This window comes from Paraburkholderia sp. Ac-20340, assembly GCF_017104965.1.
Lineage (GTDB): Bacteria > Pseudomonadota > Gammaproteobacteria > Burkholderiales > Burkholderiaceae > Paraburkholderia.
Genome location: NZ_JAAGPR010000008.1, coordinates 128,875 through 145,071, shown reverse-complemented (window position 1 = coordinate 145,071; position 16,197 = coordinate 128,875). Strand labels below are relative to the sequence as shown.

Below are 16,197 nucleotides of genomic sequence, written 5' to 3'. Positions count from 1 at the left end.
GCCCATGAGCCATTCCCTTCGCGTGATTTTTGCCGGTACGCCGGAATTTGCCGCCGCCGCGCTTGCCGCGATCCACGAGGCGGGCTTTCCCGTGCCGCTCGTGCTGACCCAGCCGGACCGCCCTGCCGGTCGCGGCATGAAGCTGCAGGCGAGCCCCGTCAAACGCTACGCCGAAGAGCATGGCATTGCGGTCGCGCAGCCCACGTCGCTGCGCCGCGCGGGCAAGTACCCGGAAGAGGCGAGCGCCGCGCTCGACCTGCTCAATGCAACGCCGCACGACGTCATGGTGGTGGCCGCCTACGGCCTGATCCTGCCGCAGGAAGTGCTCGACATTCCGCCGTCCGGCTGTATCAACATCCACGCTTCGATCCTGCCGCGCTGGCGCGGCGCCGCGCCGATCCACCGTGCGATCGAGGCCGGCGATTCGGAAACCGGCATCACGCTGATGCAGATGGATGCGGGCCTGGACACCGGCCCGATGATCTCCGAAGTGCGCACGCCCATCACGCCCACCGACACAACCGCGACGCTGCACGATCGACTCGCCAATCTGGGCGCGCAACTCGTGGTGGACTGGCTGATCCAGCTCGAGCGCACCGGCCAGTTGCCGATCACGCCGCAGCCCGCCGATGGCGTGACTTACGCCGGGAAGATTGGCAAGCACGAAGCTGCGCTGGATTTCCGCCGCCCTGCCGGCGTGCTGGCGCGCCAGGTTCGCGCATTCGACCCGTTCCCGGGCGGCGCGGCCACGCTGGACGGTGCGCTCATCAAGCTCTGGGCCGCCGAAGTGGCGCAGGACGTGAGCGTGCCTGCGCACGCCGCGCCGGGCCAGATCCTCGATGTTTCGCCGGCTGGCGTGGTGGTGGCCTGCGGCGAAGGCGCGCTGCGCTTCACGCAGCTGCAAAAACCCGGCGGCAAGCGCCTGCCCGCGCGTGAATTCCTCGCCGGCATGCCGCTGACGGCCGGCCAGTGTTTTGCACTGACCGAAACCCCGACGGCTTGAGCCAGCTTAAACGCTGACCGAAACCCCCACCAGTCGGCCATTCGGCCAGGTAACGCGCGTCATACGGCGCGCGTTAGAATCGGCAAGGGTGTCGAGACCACTGCAAGATCTTGCATACGACGGCTCGCACCCCGTACCGAGTCGTTTTTGCAGAGATCGTCATGTTTGGCATTACCCATTTCGGCTTTTTCCTCGCCGCTGTGTTCCTTTTGAACGTCACGCCGGGCCCGGATACGGCCTACATCGTCGGGCGCAGCGTCGCGCAAGGGCGCAGCGCCGGGCTGGTGTCGGCACTGGGAATTTCGGCGGGCTGCTGCGTGCACACGCTGGCCTGTGCGTTCGGCCTGACCGCGCTGCTGGCGGCATCGGCGACGGCCTTCACGGTCATCAAGCTCGTGGGCGCGTGTTATCTCGTTTATCTCGGCGTACGGCTGATTCTCACGAAGCAGACGCAAGCTACGCCCGCCGCGCCAGCCAGCGCCGCCGTGGCCAGCCAGTCGCGCCCGCTGCGCCAGTTGTTCCTTTCGGGCTTCTGGACCAACGTGCTGAACCCCAAGGTCGTGCTGTTTTTTGTCTCGTTTTTCCCGCAGTTCGTGAACGTGACGAGTTCGCACAAGACGCTGGCTTTCCTTACACTCGGTGCGGCGTTCGTGGCGATGAGCACGGTCTGGAGCTGCTTTGTCGCGTGGGTTGCTGGCAGCGTCACGCAACGTGTTTCGGGCAAGCCGGGCATCAAGAAGTGGCTTGACCGCACGGTGGGATCGGCATTCGTCGGGCTGGGTCTGAAGCTCGCGACCAGCACGCGCTGAGATTGAATTTTTCCGATCCGCCCATATCTAACAAATCGCTTACAATGCGCTCGCTGTCACAACGGTTGGGACAGCGGCGTTTCGATGACCGATTCGATTCTTGATGGGTGAAGGAGCAAAGAACATGTTCAACTGGGTCAAAACCGCGATGTTGATGGCCGCGATTACGGCCCTTTTCATCGCCATCGGCGGCATGGTTGGCGGGCGCAGCGGCATGATGCTGGCGCTGCTGATCGCGCTCGGCATGAACTTCTTCTCGTACTGGTTCTCGGACAAGATGGTCCTGCGCATGTACAACGCGCAGGAAGTCGACGAAACCACGGCGCCGCAGTTCTACCGCATGGTCCGCGAACTGGCCACGCGCGCGAATATCCCGATGCCGCGCGTCTACCTGATCAACGAAGACGCGCCCAACGCCTTCGCCACGGGCCGCAATCCCGAGCACGCCGCCGTGGCCGCGACCACCGGCATCCTGCGCGTGCTGTCCGAGCGCGAGATGCGCGGCGTGATGGCGCACGAACTGGCGCACGTGAAGCACCGCGACATCCTGATTTCGACGATATCGGCGACCATGGCCGGCGCGATTTCGGCGATCGCCAACTTCGCAATGTTCTTCGGCGGCCGCGACGAAAACGGCCGTCCGTCCAACCCGATCGCCGGCATCGCCGTTGCGCTGCTCGCGCCGATTGCAGGCGCGCTGATCCAGATGGCGATCTCGCGTGCGCGCGAATTCGAAGCCGATCGTGGCGGCGCGCAGATTTCGGGCGATCCGCAGTCGCTGGCTTCGGCGCTCGACAAGATTCATCGCTACGCCCAGGGCATCCCGTTCCCGGCCGCCGAGCAGCATCCGGCCACGGCGCAGATGATGATCATGAATCCGCTGTCGGGCGGCGCGATTGCGAATCTGTTCTCGACGCACCCGGCCACCGAAGAGCGCATCGCGCGCTTGATGGAGATGGCCCGCACCGGACGCTTCGACTGAAGCACCTCCGGGCCAGAACAGGCTGAATAAGGCTGAATCAAGCCGATCGAAAGGGCAGACCATGGGTCTGCCCTTTTCATTTGCAGTGCGCCCGGCGGCGTTGCGCTCGCGCCACGCTACAATGGGTCGCTTGTGCTCCATTTGCCGCGCCACGGTGCGGCCGCATCCGGTTTCTTCATGACATCCAGTTCTTCCCGCCGCCCGTCCGGTCCTGCTCACGCCAAACGTCCCGCTTCACGTTCGGGCTCGCGTTCGGGCTCGCGTCCGGGCTCACGTCCGGGCTCGCCGCGCGGAACCGAAAGCCAGCAGGCCGTGCATCTGGCCCCCGACTCGCTCGGCTTCGCGCTCGACCAGGCTGCGTACGCCGTCGGTGCGGTGCGCGCGGGTTCGGCTTTGCCGGCAGCGCTATCGAGCGTCTTCGCCGCCTTGCCGGCCGATTTCACGCCGATGGCGCGCGGCGCGGTGCAGGACATCGCGTATCGCACGATGCGTCGTCTTGGCATCGTCGATTATCTGATCAAGCAGCGCATCAGCAAGGCGCCGCCCGCGCACGTGACGAATCTGCTGGCGTGCGCGCTGGCACTGCTCGTCGATGACGAAGCGCATGCGGCCTACACGCCTTTCACCGTGGTCGACCAGGCTGTGCGCGCGATTGGCGCGCGCCGCGAAAGCGCTTTTGCGAAGGGCCTCGTGAACGCCGTGCTGCGCGGTTTCCTGCGCGAGCGCGAGAGCGCGCTGGCGGCGGCGCAGGCCGATGAAGTCGCGCGCTGGAACTATCCGCAATGGTGGATCGACGCGATCCGCCGCGCGTGGCCTGACCAGTGGCAGACGATTCTCGAAACGGGCAACACGCACGGGCCGCTCACGCTGCGCGTGAACGAGCGCCGCACCAACGCGGCCGATTACGTGCAACGCCTCGCGGCCGAAAATATCGCGGCGACGCAGATCGGCGAGTACGCCGTGCGTCTGGCTTCGCCCTTGCCCGTCGATCGCATTCCCGGTTTCATGGCCGGCGATGTGTCCGTGCAGGACGCGGGCGCGCAGCTCGCTGCAACCGCGCTCGACGTGCGTGACGGCATGCGCGTGCTCGACGCGTGCGCGGCGCCCGGCGGCAAGAGCGGCCATCTGCTCGAACTCGCCGATATCGACCTGATCGCGCTGGAAAGCGACGCCGTGCGCGCCTCGCGGATCGGCGAAAACTTCGCGCGGCTGGGTTTCGCGGAGCACAACGCTGACGATGCCCCGGCCCGTATCGGCCGCGTCGTGATCGGCGATGCCGGCGTGCCGGACGCATGGTTCGACGGCCAGCCGTTCGATCGCATTCTCGCGGACGTGCCGTGCTCGGCTTCGGGCATCGTGCGTCGCCATCCCGATATCCGCTGGCTGCGCCGCGCGAACGACATCGCGGCGCTCGCGCAGGAGCAGCGCCGTATCGTCGATGCGCTGTGGGGTCTGCTCAAGCCGGGCGGCGAGTTGCTCTACGTCACCTGCTCGATCTTCCCCGAGGAAGGCGAAGCCCAGGCGCGCTGGTTTGAAAGCACCCACGCGGATGCGGTACGATTGGACGCGCCGGGGCAACTGCTGCCCGCCGGGCGCGAAGCCGACGCAAGTACCGACCTCGGCACAAGCGCCAGCCCCGTTCCCGATCGCACCGCAGATCACGACGGTTTCTTCTACGCGCGCTTTCAGAAACGGTGACCATTAAACGCTTCTTCCCGCTGCGCTTCGCGGCCCTGCTCTGGCTCGCGCTGACCTTCGGCTTGCTCGCCGTCACGCCCGCGCGCGCCGATTCGATTTCGGTGCAGCGCGCCTCATTGCAGGCCGACAGCAGCGGCTGGAGCCTCGACGCCCGCTTCGATTTCGAGCTCAACAGCAGCCTGGAAGACGCGGTCAACAAGGGCATTCCGCTCTACTTCACCACCGATTTCGAACTCACGCGCCCGCGCTGGTACTGGTTCGACGAACAGCCCGCAAGCGTGTCGCAAAGCATCCGCCTGTCGTTCCAGCCGCTCACGCGCGAGTACCGCGTCTCCAGCGGCGGGCTGCAACTCGGCTTTTCGACGCTTTCGGAAGCGCTCGCCGTCATCAAGCACGTGACCTCGTGGCACGTGATCGAGCGCAACCAGGTGCATCCGGGCGAGACCTATACGGCTTCGGTGCGCATGCAACTCGACGTGGCGCTCATGCCCAAACCTTTCCAGATCGACGCGGTCAACAACCGCGACTGGAATCTCGCTTCCGACTGGAAGCGCTTTGGATTCACGGTGACCGATCGTGCTAGATAAAGTGCGCCGCGCCACCGGAGGCAGCTTCAGCAGCTTCGTCGTCAGGCTGCTGGTGTCGACCGTCGCGCTCACCGCGACGCTGCTGCTCGTGCTGCTCGCGGCCGCGAGCGCCAATACCGAATTCTTCGACCGCTATTACGGCTGGCTCTACGCGGCCAATATCGGCGTGGCGATCGTCTTCCTGTCCGTGGTGACGGCGCTCGTGATCGTGATCGCCGTGCGTCTGCGGCGCGGCAAGTTCGGCACACGGCTGCTGGCCAAACTCGCGTTCTTCTTCGCGCTGGTGGGCGTGGTGCCGGGCGGCATCATCTACATCGTGTCGTACCAGTTCGTGTCGCGCTCGATCGAATCGTGGTTCGACGTGAACGTGGAAACCGCGCTCACGGCGGGCCTCAATCTCGGGCGCGGCATGCTCGACGCCTCGCTGTCCGATCTGCAGACCAAGGGCCGCCTGATGGCCGAGCAGATTGCCAACGGCGATTCGGCGGGCACGACGCTCACGCTTTTGCGCGCGCGCGACCAGTTCGGCGTGCAGGACGCGACCATCGTCGAGCCGGTGCGCAGCATGTCGGGCGCCGCGCCCGATATGCACGTGGTGGCGCAGGCATCGAGCAACTTCTCCTCGCTGATGCCGGCCGATTTGCCTTCGCAGCTGATGATCGATCAGGCGCGCGGGCGCGGCTATGCGGCGATCGAAGGCGAAGTCGATGGCGATCCGCGTCTGCATGGTCCGAAGGGCGCGTTGCGGCTGCGCGTGGTCACGCGCATTCCGGACGGCAACACCACCGACCTGCAACCCGCCGAACGCTTCCTGCAACTCGAACAACCCGTGCCCGCCGCGCTCGCGCGCAACGCGGATGCGGTGCAGCGCGCCTATCGCGAATATCAGGAAAAGGCGCTGGGCCGCACGGGCTTGCGCAAGATGTACATCGGCACGCTGACGCTCGCGCTGTTCCTCGCGACCTTCGTGGCGATGATGCTGGCGCTCGCGCTCGGCAACCAGCTGGCGCGGCCGCTGTTCCTGCTCGCGCAGGGCACCAAGGAAGTGGCCGAAGGCGACTACACGCCTAAACGCGAAATCAAGTCGCGCGACGAACTGGGCTTCCTCACGCAGTCCTTCAACGCGATGACGCGCCAGCTTTCCGAAGCGCGCCTTGCGGTGGAGAAGAACCGCGTCGCGCTCGAACATTCGAAGGCCTATCTCGAAAGCATTCTCGCCAACCTCACGGCGGGCGTGTTCGTGTTCGACCGGCAGTTCCGCCTGACCACGGCGAACCCCGGCGCGGAACGCATCTTCCGTCATCCGTTCGAGACGCAGCTGGGTCTGCCGATCGATCACGTCGCGGCGCTCGGCGACTTCGCGGCGATGGTGCGCAAGGCCTTCGCCGATCAGGAAGCGTCGCGGCGCGACGGCGAAGACCGAAGCGTCGATCGCGGCCACTGGCAGCAGCAGTTCTCCGTACCCGTTGCGGGCGAAACCGATCCGCTGACGCTGCTGGTGCGCGGCGCGCGTCTGGTGTCGGACACCGGGCGCGACGCCGGCGACATGCAGACCTCCGGCTACGTGGTGGTGTTCGACGATATTTCCGACGTGATCTCCGCGCAGCGTTCGGTCGCGTGGGGCGAAGTCGCGCGGCGTCTCGCGCACGAGATCAAGAATCCGCTCACGCCGATCCAGCTTTCCGCCGAACGCCTGCAGATGAAGCTGACCGACAAGCTCGGGCCGTCCGATGCCGAAGTGCTCAAGCGCGGCGCGACCACGATCGTCAATCAGGTCGCCGCGATGAAGCAGATGGTCGACAATTTCCGCGACTACGCGCGCACGCCGCCGGCGGTGCTCGCGAGCCTGCAACTGAACGATCTGGTGAGCGAAGTGCTCACGCTTTACGGCGCCGAAGAAGGCAAGAGCGCGATCAAGGTGGAGCTGTCGAATCTGCCGGTGATACGCGGCGACGCCACGCAATTGCGTCAGGTCATTCACAACCTGCTGCAGAACGCGCAGGATGCGGTGGCCGATGTCGCCACGCCACGTGTGACGCTGGAGACGCGGGCCGTAGAATACGGCGATCCGGATGCGGAAGGCCGCACGCGCGTCGCGGTGCGTCTCACGGTGTCGGACAACGGGCCGGGTTTTCCGGCGCGCATTCTTACGCGCGCGTTTGAACCCTACGTGACGACCAAGGCCAAAGGAACAGGACTCGGGCTTGCGATGGTCAAGAAGATCGTCGACGAGCACGGCGCGCGTATCGACATTCGTAATCGCATGAAAGCGGGCGATGTGATAGAAGGCGCGCAGATCTCGATTCTCTTTCTCCAGCTCGCCGATGACACCGCACCGGATGCCGCAACGGGCAAACCGGGCGCCAGTAGTTCGCGCGCAGCGGCGGAGCAAGGAACAAAAGCAACAGTGCAGACAAGGGCAGCGTAAATGGCAACCATCCTGGTGGTAGACGATGAAATGGGCATCCGGGAATTGCTCTCGGAGATCCTCAGCGACGAAGGACACGTCGTGGAGCTCGCGGAGGACGCGCAGCAGGCGCGTGAATTCCGTCAGCGTCAGGTGCCGGACCTGGTGCTGCTCGATATCTGGATGCCGGATACCGATGGCGTGACGCTTCTGAAGGAGTGGGCGGCGCAAGGTCAGTTGTCGATGCCGGTCATCATGATGTCGGGACACGCGACCATCGACACGGCGGTCGAGGCGACCAAGATCGGCGCACTCAACTTCCTCGAAAAACCGATCGCGCTGCAAAAGCTGCTCAAGGCCGTCGAGCAGGGTCTCGCGCGCGGCACGGCCGCGGCAGCGCCGGCGGCGGGCGCGCCTGGCGCGAAACCGGTGGCGGGCGGCCCGGCCGTGGTGGCCTCGGCGGCGGCGTTGCCGGTGCTGGGCGTCGAAGGCTCGCCTGGCGTGAGCGCCGCGCAGACGGCGTCGATCTCGTTCGACATTCCGCTGCGCGATGCCCGCGACGCGTTCGAGCGTGCGTACTTCGAGTACCACCTCGCACGCGAGAACGGCAGCATGACGCGCGTGGCGGAGAAAACCGGGCTCGAACGCACCCACCTGTATCGCAAGCTCAAGCAGCTTGGCGTCGATCTGGGCAAGAGCAAGGGCGAGTGAGCTTTCCCCAGCCGCTGATTCAATCGCAGTTTCAGCGCAGTCTCTTCACAAAGTTTTGAGAAGGGGCTTGCGCAAACCGAAAAAGGCTTATATACTTTGCCTTCTTCGTTGGCCCGGTAGCTCAGTTGGTAGAGCAGCGGATTGAAAATCCGCGTGTCGTTGGTTCGATTCCGACCCAGGCCACCAGAATGCAGAGCCCCAGGAGATCGTTCGATTCCTGGGGCTTTTTCATTGGCGGTCCCCTGTGTGCTGGTGAGTCCTCCCGCAGCAGGCGATGCAAGGCATCCGGTATCAGCGGTATAAAGTGGCGCCGATATCGGCCACCAGGCTGCGGCCTATACTGCTTGGGCCGGTGGGCGACATGCCCGGGCCGGTCCGCCCGGCGGGTTTTGAAGGCTTGCGACCGCGCGGAACCTCTCAACTCGGAGTTTCACGGTGACTCGAACAGAAACCAGAAACGGCGCGCTCGTGCTGTTTTCCGGCGGCCAGGACTCGGCGACGTGCCTCGCCTGGGCGCTCGACCGTTACGAAACCGTCGAGACGCTCGGCTTCGATTACGGCCAGCGTCATCGCGTCGAACTGGAGTGCCGTGAGGGCTTTCGCGCCGCCATCGCGCGCGAGTTTCCCGAATGGGCCGAACGCCTCGGCGACGATCACATGATCGATCTGTCCGTGCTCGGTTCGATCAGCGATACCGCCATGACGCGCGAGATCGAGATCGAAACGGCCGCAAGCGGCCTGCCGAACACCTTCGTGCCCGGCCGCAACCTGATGTTCATGCAGATCGCGGCGGCCATCGCTTACCGGCGTGGCCTGCGCGTGCTGGTAGGCGGCATGTGCGAAACCGACTTTTCGGGCTATCCCGATTGCCGCGACGACACCATGAAGGCGCTGCAAGTCGCGCTGAACCTCGGCATGGACACCCGCTTTGTGCTGGAAACGCCGCTGATGTGGCTCGATAAGGGCGACACGTGGCGACTCGCCGAGCAACTCGGTGGCGAGGCGCTGGTCGAACTGGTGCGCGTGGAAACCCATACGTGCTACGTGGGCGAGCGCGCCGAGCTGCACGCCTGGGGCTTCGGCTGTGGCGAATGCCCGGCCTGCAAGCTGCGCAAGCGCGGCTACGAAGCGTATCTGGCCGGCGAGCAGGTGACGGAAGCGCCGGTCTGAAGGCGCTGCACCGGACGGCAACCGCAGTATCGAATGACAAACGAAGCGGCGCACGGGCAGCGCCCTTCGTAACACGACGCGTGACGCGCAAGCAGCAGTAAAGCAGCAAGCAAGCAGACCCGCCGCAAACGCGACACAATAACGCCCGCAAGCACCGGCTCCCCACGAGTCTTCCCGTCGACGCCAGGCGAGCGCGATCCAGCACGTACCGCAGTCACTGCACGTACGTACCGCGCCCCGGCAGCACAGGTATCAAACCAGGCAGCAGCATGACTTACGCGGTAAAGGAAATCTTCTACACGTTGCAGGGCGAAGGCGCGAACGCCGGGCGTCCGGCCGTGTTCTGCCGGTTCGCCGGCTGCAATCTGTGGTCGGGCCGCGAGGAAGACCGCGAGAGCGCGCAGTGCCGTTTCTGCGACACCGATTTCGTCGGCACCGATGGCGAGAACGGCGGCAAATTCCGCACGCCCGAGGAACTGGTCGCGAAGATCGCGTCGCTGTGGCCGGAAGGCGAGAACAACCGCTTCGTGGTCTGCACGGGCGGCGAGCCGATGCTGCAGATCGATCAGCCTTTCGTCGATGCGCTGCACGCGGCGGGCTTCGAGATCGCCATCGAAACCAACGGTTCGCTGCCGGTGCTCGAAACCATCGACTGGATCTGCGTGAGCCCGAAGGCCGACGCGCCGCTCGTGGTCACGAAGGGCAACGAACTGAAGGTCGTGGTGCCGCAGGACAACCAGCGTCTGGCCGATTACGCGAAGCTCGACTTCGAGTACTTCCTGGTCCAGCCGATGGACGGTCCCTCGCGCGACCTGAACACCAAGCTCGCGATCGACTGGTGCAAGCGACATCCGCAGTGGCGCCTGTCGATGCAGACTCACAAGTACCTGAATATTCCCTGAATTTTGCCTTTTTCCGTTGAAGCAGCCGTGCTGACGATCACCCGAAAACTCGAATTCGATGCGGGCCACCGCATTCCCGACCACCGCAGCCAGTGCAGGAATCTGCACGGCCATCGCTATGTGCTCGAAATCACGCTGCAAGGCGACACCGTCGAAACGGAAGGCGCGCCCGACCGCGGCATGGTGATGGATTTCGCCGATGTGAAGGCGCTCGCGAACCAGCATCTCGTCGATCTGTGGGACCACGCGTTCCTCGTCTTCGAAGGCGACACGCAGGTGCGCGGTTTCCTCGAAACGCTGCCGGGCCACAAGACCGTCGTGATCGACCGTATCCCGACCGTGGAAAACCTCGCGGCCATCGCGTTCGAAATCCTCGCGAGCGTCTACGACGCGCACTACGGCGTGAATCTGCAGCTGCATAAGGTGCGCCTGTACGAAACGCCGAACTGCTGGGCCGAAGTCATCCGCGACTGACGGCCGTGCATTGCGCCTGCAATGCCAGCGTAGTTACGCACTTGAAGCGCCGCGCAAGGCCGGGTTTTCCACCCGGCCTGCGTACTTTTGGCGCGGTATGATCGCTTTCGCAAGGCGGCGTCGGGCACTGGCGTCGCCGCTCACATAACCACATAGCGAAGCGAGACATGCCGGCCGTGGCGTTGCCGGGCCGGGTGGCCCGCGCGGGACGCACGGTTCCCGCAGCCTCGCCGGGAGCACGGCGATGAGCACCTTCACCAATCCCCTCAAGGAACGCCTCAAGCAGGCGGAACCGCTGTTCGGCCTCTGGCTGTCGATGGGCAGCGAAACGGCTGCCGAGGCGCTGGCGCATGCCGGCTTCGACTGGCTGCTGATCGACATGGAGCACACGCCCAACGACAGCGGCGACACCATCGCGCAACTGCGTGCCATCGCGGCCGCGCATATGCCGACCGAGCCGGTCGTGCGCGTGGCGGCCAACGAGCCCTGGCTCGTCAAGCACGTGCTCGATGCCGGCGTGCGCACGGTGATGTTCCCCAATATCGGTTCGGCCGAGGAGGCGCGGCAGGCGGTCAGCACCACCCAATATCCCGATGCCAATACCCCGGACGGCCAGCGTGGCGTCGCGGGCGCGGTGCGCGCGGCGGCCTACGGCATGCGGCGCGACTATCTGCACGGCGCCAATGCGCAGATCGCCTCGATCGTGCAGATCGAGTCGGCGCAGGCGCTGGCCAACGTCGAGCAGATCGCTGCGGTGCCGGGCGTCGATTGCCTGTTCGTCGGTCCGGCGGATCTGGCCGCGAGCCTCGGTCATCTGGGCGATTCGAAGCATCCCGATGTCGCGGCGGCAATGGTGCGCATCGCGGCGGCGGCGCGTGCGGCGGGCGTGGCGTCGGGCATCTTCGCGATGGACGCGGCGCAGGCGAAGCAGTATCGCGAAATGGGCTTTAGCTTCATTGCGCTTGCCGCCGATGTGATGTGGCTCGTGCGCGCGACGCGTCAGGCACTGCAGGAGGCGCGCGCATGAAGCGTAGTTCTGCAGCGGTACGCCACTGGGCGTTTGCGTTGGCCTTTTCGGGCGCGAGCGCCGTCGCCTGCGCGGCGGGCACGGGCGGCCAGCCTTCGGTGAGCGCGGAATCCGATCCGCAGACGGCCAGCGCCGTCGCCGATTACAACGCCGGCAATCTCGCGGTCGCCCGCACCGAATTCCAGGGCGCGGCGGCGCACGGCAATCGGCTCGCCGAATTCAACTACGCGATGATGCTGCTCAACGGCGAAGGCGGCGCGGCGGACGTGAGCGAAGGCCGCAAATGGCTGCGCAAGGCGGCGGACGCCAACATGTCCCACGCGCAATACGTGTACGGCAAGATGTACGACGATGGCGACTTCGTCGATCGCAATCCGGTCGAAGCGCACCAGTGGTTCCTCAGGGCCGCGAAGCAGGGCCACGTGCAGGCGGAACTCGCGCTCGCGAACCAGTTCCTCGACGGACGCGGCACCGGGCGCGACAACAAGCAGGCGTTCTACTGGTACAAGAAGGCCGCCGAGGGCGGCGACATGACCGCGCAATACGTGACCGGCTCGTTCTACGAGCGCGGCGGCGATGGCGTGCCGAAGAACCTCAACGTCGCGCGGGCTTACTACGCGGCGGCGGCGGCGCAGGGCGATCCGGTGGCGCGCCTGAAGTTTCAGCAGTTGAGCGCGCAACTGCAGAAGGCCGCGCCGGCGCAGTCGCAATAATGCGCGTCCCCAAACGCAAACGCGCCGGTCGAAACCGGCGCGTTTTTGTTTTCCAGGCGCAAATCCAGGCGCGAATCCAGGCGCAAAGCGTGCAGGCCGTCAGCTCTGCATCAGCCGCTTCTGCCGCCCGACACTCATGATCAGCCCGATGGCGATACCGAGCGTCGTGAGCGCAGTGCCGCCGTAACTCATGAACGGCAGCGGCACGCCCACCACGGGCAGAATCCCGCTCACCATGCCGATATTCACGAACGCGTAGGTGAAGAACGCCATCGTCAGCGAGCCGGCCAGTAATCGGCCAAAGAGCGTCGCGCCATTGGCCGCGATATAGAGCCCGCGCGCGATCAGACACATATAGAGCGTGAGCAGCACGATGCCGCCCGCCATGCCGAATTCCTCGGAAAACACCGCGAAGATGAAGTCGGTGTGCTTTTCGGGGATGAACTCCAGGTGCGACTGCGTGCCCTTGAGCCAGCCCTTGCCGAGCGGGCCGCCCGAGCCGATCGCAATCACCGCCTGAATCGTGTGGAAACCCTTGCCGAGCGGATCGGACGTGGGATCGAGCAGCGTGCAGATACGGTGCTTCTGGTAGTCGTGCATGAGCGGCCAGTTCACCTGCGGCTGGCAGATCTTGTCCTGGAACGCGGCGATCGACGCCACCGCGATGATGCCCGCGATCAGCACCGGCACGATCAGCTTGAACGACAGCCCCGCGAAATAGATCACGAAGAAGCCCGAGGCGAACACCAGCACGGCGGTGCCCAGGTCCGGCTGCTTGGCGATCAGGCCAACCGGCACGAGCAGGATGATGAAGCCCACGAGGAAGTCGTACCAGCGCATCACGCCTTCGCGGCGCTGGTAGTACCACGCGAGCATCAGCGGCGTGGCGATCTTCAGGATTTCCGACGGCTGGATCACCACACCCACGTTGATCCAGCGTTTCGCGCCCTTGCGCGTGAGGCCGAACGCCGCCACCGCGATCAGCAAGGCGATGCCGAAGGTGTAGATCGGCACCGCGAAGCGCATCAGCGTATTGGGCGGCACATTGGCGAGGCCCCACATCAGCACGAAGGTCAGCATGATGTTGCGCAACTGGTCTTCGACGCGGCCAGGCACGTCCAGACTCGCGCTGTAGAGCGTGACGATGCCCACGCACAGCAGCAGGAACACGGTGAGCGCGAGCGGGCGGTCGAAGCCGAGGAACATCTTGCGCAGCGTGTCGAGCACGGCGCGTTTGTCGATCTTGTCGAACTGGAGAAGAGGCATGGGAACTCCTTACTCGTCGATGCCGCCCGTGGCGGGCTTGGGCGGCGGCGCGAGCGTGGCGGCCGCGGGCGCATGAGCCGGGCGGCGCGGACGATGCGGGCCGGGGCCGAAATGGCGCGGCAAGGACGCGGCGGCGGGGCGCTGGGCCGGGGCGTCGTCGTCCGTGTTGCTGGTCGCTGCGTCGGCGGAATCTGCGGACGCGGCATTTTTGCTGGCGGATTGAGCGCCGGCTGCGGCGTTCGACGCCGCATTCGGTGCGGTATTCGATGCCGCGTTCGCACCCGATGCAGCCTGTGCGGCGGAAGCCGCCGAAGCGGCTTCGGCCGCGGACGCCGCGCCGGGAATCGGCAGCGGCGTGAAGCCGGCCGCGATGCGCACCATCGGCTGCACGGTCGCAGCAGGCACGCCCGATGCCGCCGATGCTGCCGATGCACCGGACACTGCCGCAGGCGCCGAAGCCCCTTGCGGCGGCAGACCGATCACCGGCGCGGACGCGTCCTGCGTCGCCGATGCCGCGGCCGCGACGGCAGCCTGTTCGGCGCCCGGCTTCAGCCGATCGACGAGCCAGTAGTCGAGCACGCGGCGCGCGATCGGGCCAGCGGACTGCGCACCCCAGCCGCCGTTTTCGACGATCAGCGCCAGCGCGATCTGCGGCTTGTCGACCGGGGCGAACGCCGTGAAGAGCGCGTGGTCGCGCAGATGTTCGGCCACCGCATGCGCCTGATACTTCGCGCCCTGCAGCGAATACACCTGCGCCGTACCGGTCTTGCCCGCCGACGTGTACGGCGCGGTCTGGAACAGCTTGTACGCCGTGCCCGACGGATTCATCGTCACGTTTTCCATGCCGCGCTTCACGACATCGATATCGGACTGCTTCACATCCAGACGCCCGCTTTCGCTCGGCACGGTCAGATGCTCTTCCTTCGTGATCGGATTTTCGATTTCCTTCACGAGGTGAGGCTTCATCAGGATGCCGTTATCGGCGAGCGTGGCCGTGGCGTGCGCGAGCTGCAGGATCGTGAACGAGTTGTAGCCCTGGCCGATGCCCAGACTGATCGTTTCGCCTTCGTACCACTTCTGCTGCTCGGGCTTCTTGTAGGCTTTCCGCTTCCATTCCGTCGAGGGCAGGATGCCGCGCGCTTCGCCCGAAATGTCGATGCCGGTCAACTGGCCGAAGCCCAGCGGCTTCATGAAGTTGGCGATGGCGTCCACGCCCAGGTCGTGCGCGAGCATGAAGAAGTAGGTGTCGTTCGACACCATGATCGCGCGGTTCATGTCGACCCAGCCCTGACCCGAACGCACGTCGTTATTGAAGCGGTGGCCGCCGAACATGTAATAGCCGGGGTCCGAAAAGCCCCACTGCGGCGTGCGCTTGTGCAGCGTGAGCGCGGCCAGCGCCATGAACGGCTTGTAGGTCGAGCCCGGCGGATAGGTGCCGTGCAACGGACGGTTCAGCAGCGGGTGATCGGGCGAGTTGTTGAGCTCGTCCCAGGTCTGCTGGTCGATGCCGTCCACGAACGAGTTCGGATCGAAACTGGGCGCGGAGACGAAGGCCAGAATGTCGCCCGTCGACGGCTCGATGGCCACCAGCGCGCCGCGCTTGCCCGCAAAAGCCTGCTCCGCCACCTGCTGCAAACCGATGTCGATCGACAGCACGAGGTTGTTGCCCGGCGTGGCCTGCGTGCGCGAGAGCGTGCGCACCGGGCGCCCGCCCGCCGTCACTTCCACTTCCTCGAAGCCGGTCAGGCCGTGCAGTTCGGTTTCGTAGCTCTGCTCGACGCCGATCTTGCCGATGTAGTCGGTGCCGTTGTAGTTGTTCGCGTCCAGACGCGGATCGTAGTGCTCGGGATCGCTGTCGTTCTTGTCCGAGAGATCGTCGATACGTTCCTGGTCGCGCTGCGAAATGCGGCCGATATAGCCGATCACGTGCGCAGCCGTGGTGCCGAGCGGGTACTGGCGGAACAGACGCGCGCGCACTTCCACGCCCGGGAAACGGAAGCGCTGGGCGGTGAAGCGGGCGACTTCGTCGTCGGTCAGGCGCGTGCGGATCGGCAGGCTTTCGAAGTTCTTGGAGTCTTCGAGCAGCTTCTTGAAGCGGCGACGGTCGCGCGCATCGATCGGGATCACGGTCGAGAGCTGGTCGATCGTGTTGTCGAGCGTATCGGTGAGCTTCGAGGGCGTGATTTCCAGCGTGTAGGCGGAATAGTTCTTCGCCAGCACGACGCCGTTGCGGTCCGTGATGATGCCGCGGTTCGGCACGATGGGCGCGACGGAAATGCGGTTTTCGTCGGCCTGCAGCGAGTATTTGCTGTGGTTCCAGACCTGCAGATAGAGGAAACGGAACGCGATCAGCCCGAAGCAGACGAACACGAACAGTCCCGCCGCCGCGACGCGCAGGCGGTACTTCGTGAGCTGCTGCTGGGTGTCCTTGAATTCGGTCATGCGCTC

At 65.5% G+C, this 16,197-nt stretch carries 14 protein-coding genes and 1 tRNA gene; 13 read left to right on the top strand and 2 right to left on the bottom strand.

The annotated features are described in order from the left end of the window. The first annotated feature begins 4 nt into the window (after window positions 1-4). The 13 genes from fmt to G3N59_RS13255 all read left to right on the top strand — a co-directional run bounded on the left by fmt (window position 5) and on the right by G3N59_RS13255 (window position 12,483). Complete coding sequence (fmt, locus tag G3N59_RS13315; RefSeq protein ID WP_205983101.1) at window positions 5-1,003, top strand: methionyl-tRNA formyltransferase; 999 nt, start codon at window positions 5-7, stop codon at window positions 1,001-1,003. Window positions 1,004-1,164: 161 nt separating this feature from the next. After that, window positions 1,165-1,812, top strand: coding sequence for a LysE family translocator (locus G3N59_RS13310; protein ID WP_205983100.1), 648 nt, complete (start codon window positions 1,165-1,167; stop codon window positions 1,810-1,812). 124 nt (window positions 1,813-1,936) lie between these two features. Next, a complete protein-coding gene (htpX, locus tag G3N59_RS13305) occupies window positions 1,937-2,794 on the top strand; it encodes a zinc metalloprotease HtpX (protein WP_205983099.1) in 858 nt (285 codons plus the stop codon). Between the two features lie 177 nt (window positions 2,795-2,971). After that, window positions 2,972-4,492: a 16S rRNA (cytosine(967)-C(5))-methyltransferase RsmB gene (rsmB, locus tag G3N59_RS13300; RefSeq protein WP_205983098.1), complete on the top strand. Its 1,521-nt coding sequence runs from the start codon at window positions 2,972-2,974 to the stop codon at window positions 4,490-4,492. Beyond that, window positions 4,489-5,079: a DUF4390 domain-containing protein gene (locus G3N59_RS13295; RefSeq protein WP_205983097.1), complete on the top strand. Its 591-nt coding sequence runs from the start codon at window positions 4,489-4,491 to the stop codon at window positions 5,077-5,079. The genes rsmB and G3N59_RS13295 overlap by 4 nt, the downstream gene beginning before the upstream one ends. Beyond that, entirely contained in the window at window positions 5,069-7,507 is a 2,439-nt protein-coding gene (locus G3N59_RS13290; protein WP_205983096.1) for a PAS domain-containing sensor histidine kinase, read from the top strand. The genes G3N59_RS13295 and G3N59_RS13290 overlap by 11 nt, the downstream gene beginning before the upstream one ends. Next, entirely contained in the window at window positions 7,508-8,197 is a 690-nt protein-coding gene (gene esaR / locus G3N59_RS13285) for a response regulator transcription factor EsaR (protein ID WP_205983095.1), read from the top strand. 110 nt (window positions 8,198-8,307) lie between these two features. Then, window positions 8,308-8,383 (top strand) — tRNA-Phe (locus G3N59_RS13280). A gap of 249 nt (window positions 8,384-8,632) precedes the next feature. Then, a complete protein-coding gene (gene queC / locus G3N59_RS13275) occupies window positions 8,633-9,367 on the top strand; it encodes a 7-cyano-7-deazaguanine synthase QueC (RefSeq protein ID WP_205983094.1) in 735 nt (244 codons plus the stop codon). A gap of 269 nt (window positions 9,368-9,636) precedes the next feature. Further along, the gene (queE, locus tag G3N59_RS13270) at window positions 9,637-10,269 is read left to right on the top strand and encodes a 7-carboxy-7-deazaguanine synthase (protein ID WP_205983093.1); all 633 of its coding nucleotides are present in this window, start codon (window positions 9,637-9,639) and stop codon (window positions 10,267-10,269) included. 30 nt (window positions 10,270-10,299) lie between these two features. Then, entirely contained in the window at window positions 10,300-10,743 is a 444-nt protein-coding gene (gene queD, locus G3N59_RS13265) for a 6-carboxytetrahydropterin synthase QueD (protein WP_205983249.1), read from the top strand. Between the two features lie 244 nt (window positions 10,744-10,987). After that, window positions 10,988-11,770 (top strand): aldolase/citrate lyase family protein, encoded by a 783-nt coding sequence (locus G3N59_RS13260; protein WP_205983092.1) that lies wholly within the window; start codon window positions 10,988-10,990, stop codon window positions 11,768-11,770. Beyond that, window positions 11,767-12,483 (top strand): tetratricopeptide repeat protein, encoded by a 717-nt coding sequence (locus G3N59_RS13255; protein ID WP_205983091.1) that lies wholly within the window; start codon window positions 11,767-11,769, stop codon window positions 12,481-12,483. Before G3N59_RS13260 ends, G3N59_RS13255 begins: the two co-directional genes overlap by 4 nt. A 99-nt stretch (window positions 12,484-12,582) precedes the next feature. Here G3N59_RS13255 and rodA read toward each other — a convergent pair whose 3' ends face one another. Both rodA and mrdA read right to left on the bottom strand, forming a co-directional pair. Beyond that, window positions 12,583-13,749 (bottom strand): rod shape-determining protein RodA, encoded by a 1,167-nt coding sequence (rodA, locus tag G3N59_RS13250; RefSeq protein WP_205983090.1) that lies wholly within the window; start codon window positions 13,747-13,749, stop codon window positions 12,583-12,585. A 9-nt stretch (window positions 13,750-13,758) separates the two neighbouring features. Further along, window positions 13,759-16,191 (bottom strand): penicillin-binding protein 2, encoded by a 2,433-nt coding sequence (gene mrdA / locus G3N59_RS13245; protein WP_205983089.1) that lies wholly within the window; start codon window positions 16,189-16,191, stop codon window positions 13,759-13,761. Window positions 16,192-16,197: the final 6 nt, after the last annotated feature.

Bases quoted from the DNA above. Each gene is read 5' to 3' on its own strand.
- G3N59_RS13310 (WP_205983100.1), top strand. From the start codon at position 1,165: ATGTTTGGCATTACCCATTTCGGCTTTTTCCTCGCCGCTGTGTTCCTT.
- rsmB (WP_205983098.1), top strand. From the start codon at position 2,972: ATGACATCCAGTTCTTCCCGCCGCCCGTCCGGTCCTGCTCACGCCAAA.
- queE (WP_205983093.1), top strand. From the start codon at position 9,637: ATGACTTACGCGGTAAAGGAAATCTTCTACACGTTGCAGGGCGAAGGC.
- mrdA (WP_205983089.1), bottom strand. From the start codon at position 16,191: ATGACCGAATTCAAGGACACCCAGCAGCAGCTCACGAAGTACCGCCTG.
- rodA (WP_205983090.1), bottom strand. From the start codon at position 13,749: ATGCCTCTTCTCCAGTTCGACAAGATCGACAAACGCGCCGTGCTCGAC.
- fmt (WP_205983101.1), top strand. From the start codon at position 5: ATGAGCCATTCCCTTCGCGTGATTTTTGCCGGTACGCCGGAATTTGCC.
- esaR (WP_205983095.1), top strand. From the start codon at position 7,508: ATGGCAACCATCCTGGTGGTAGACGATGAAATGGGCATCCGGGAATTG.
- G3N59_RS13255 (WP_205983091.1), top strand. From the start codon at position 11,767: ATGAAGCGTAGTTCTGCAGCGGTACGCCACTGGGCGTTTGCGTTGGCC.
- htpX (WP_205983099.1), top strand. From the start codon at position 1,937: ATGTTCAACTGGGTCAAAACCGCGATGTTGATGGCCGCGATTACGGCC.
- G3N59_RS13260 (WP_205983092.1), top strand. From the start codon at position 10,988: ATGAGCACCTTCACCAATCCCCTCAAGGAACGCCTCAAGCAGGCGGAA.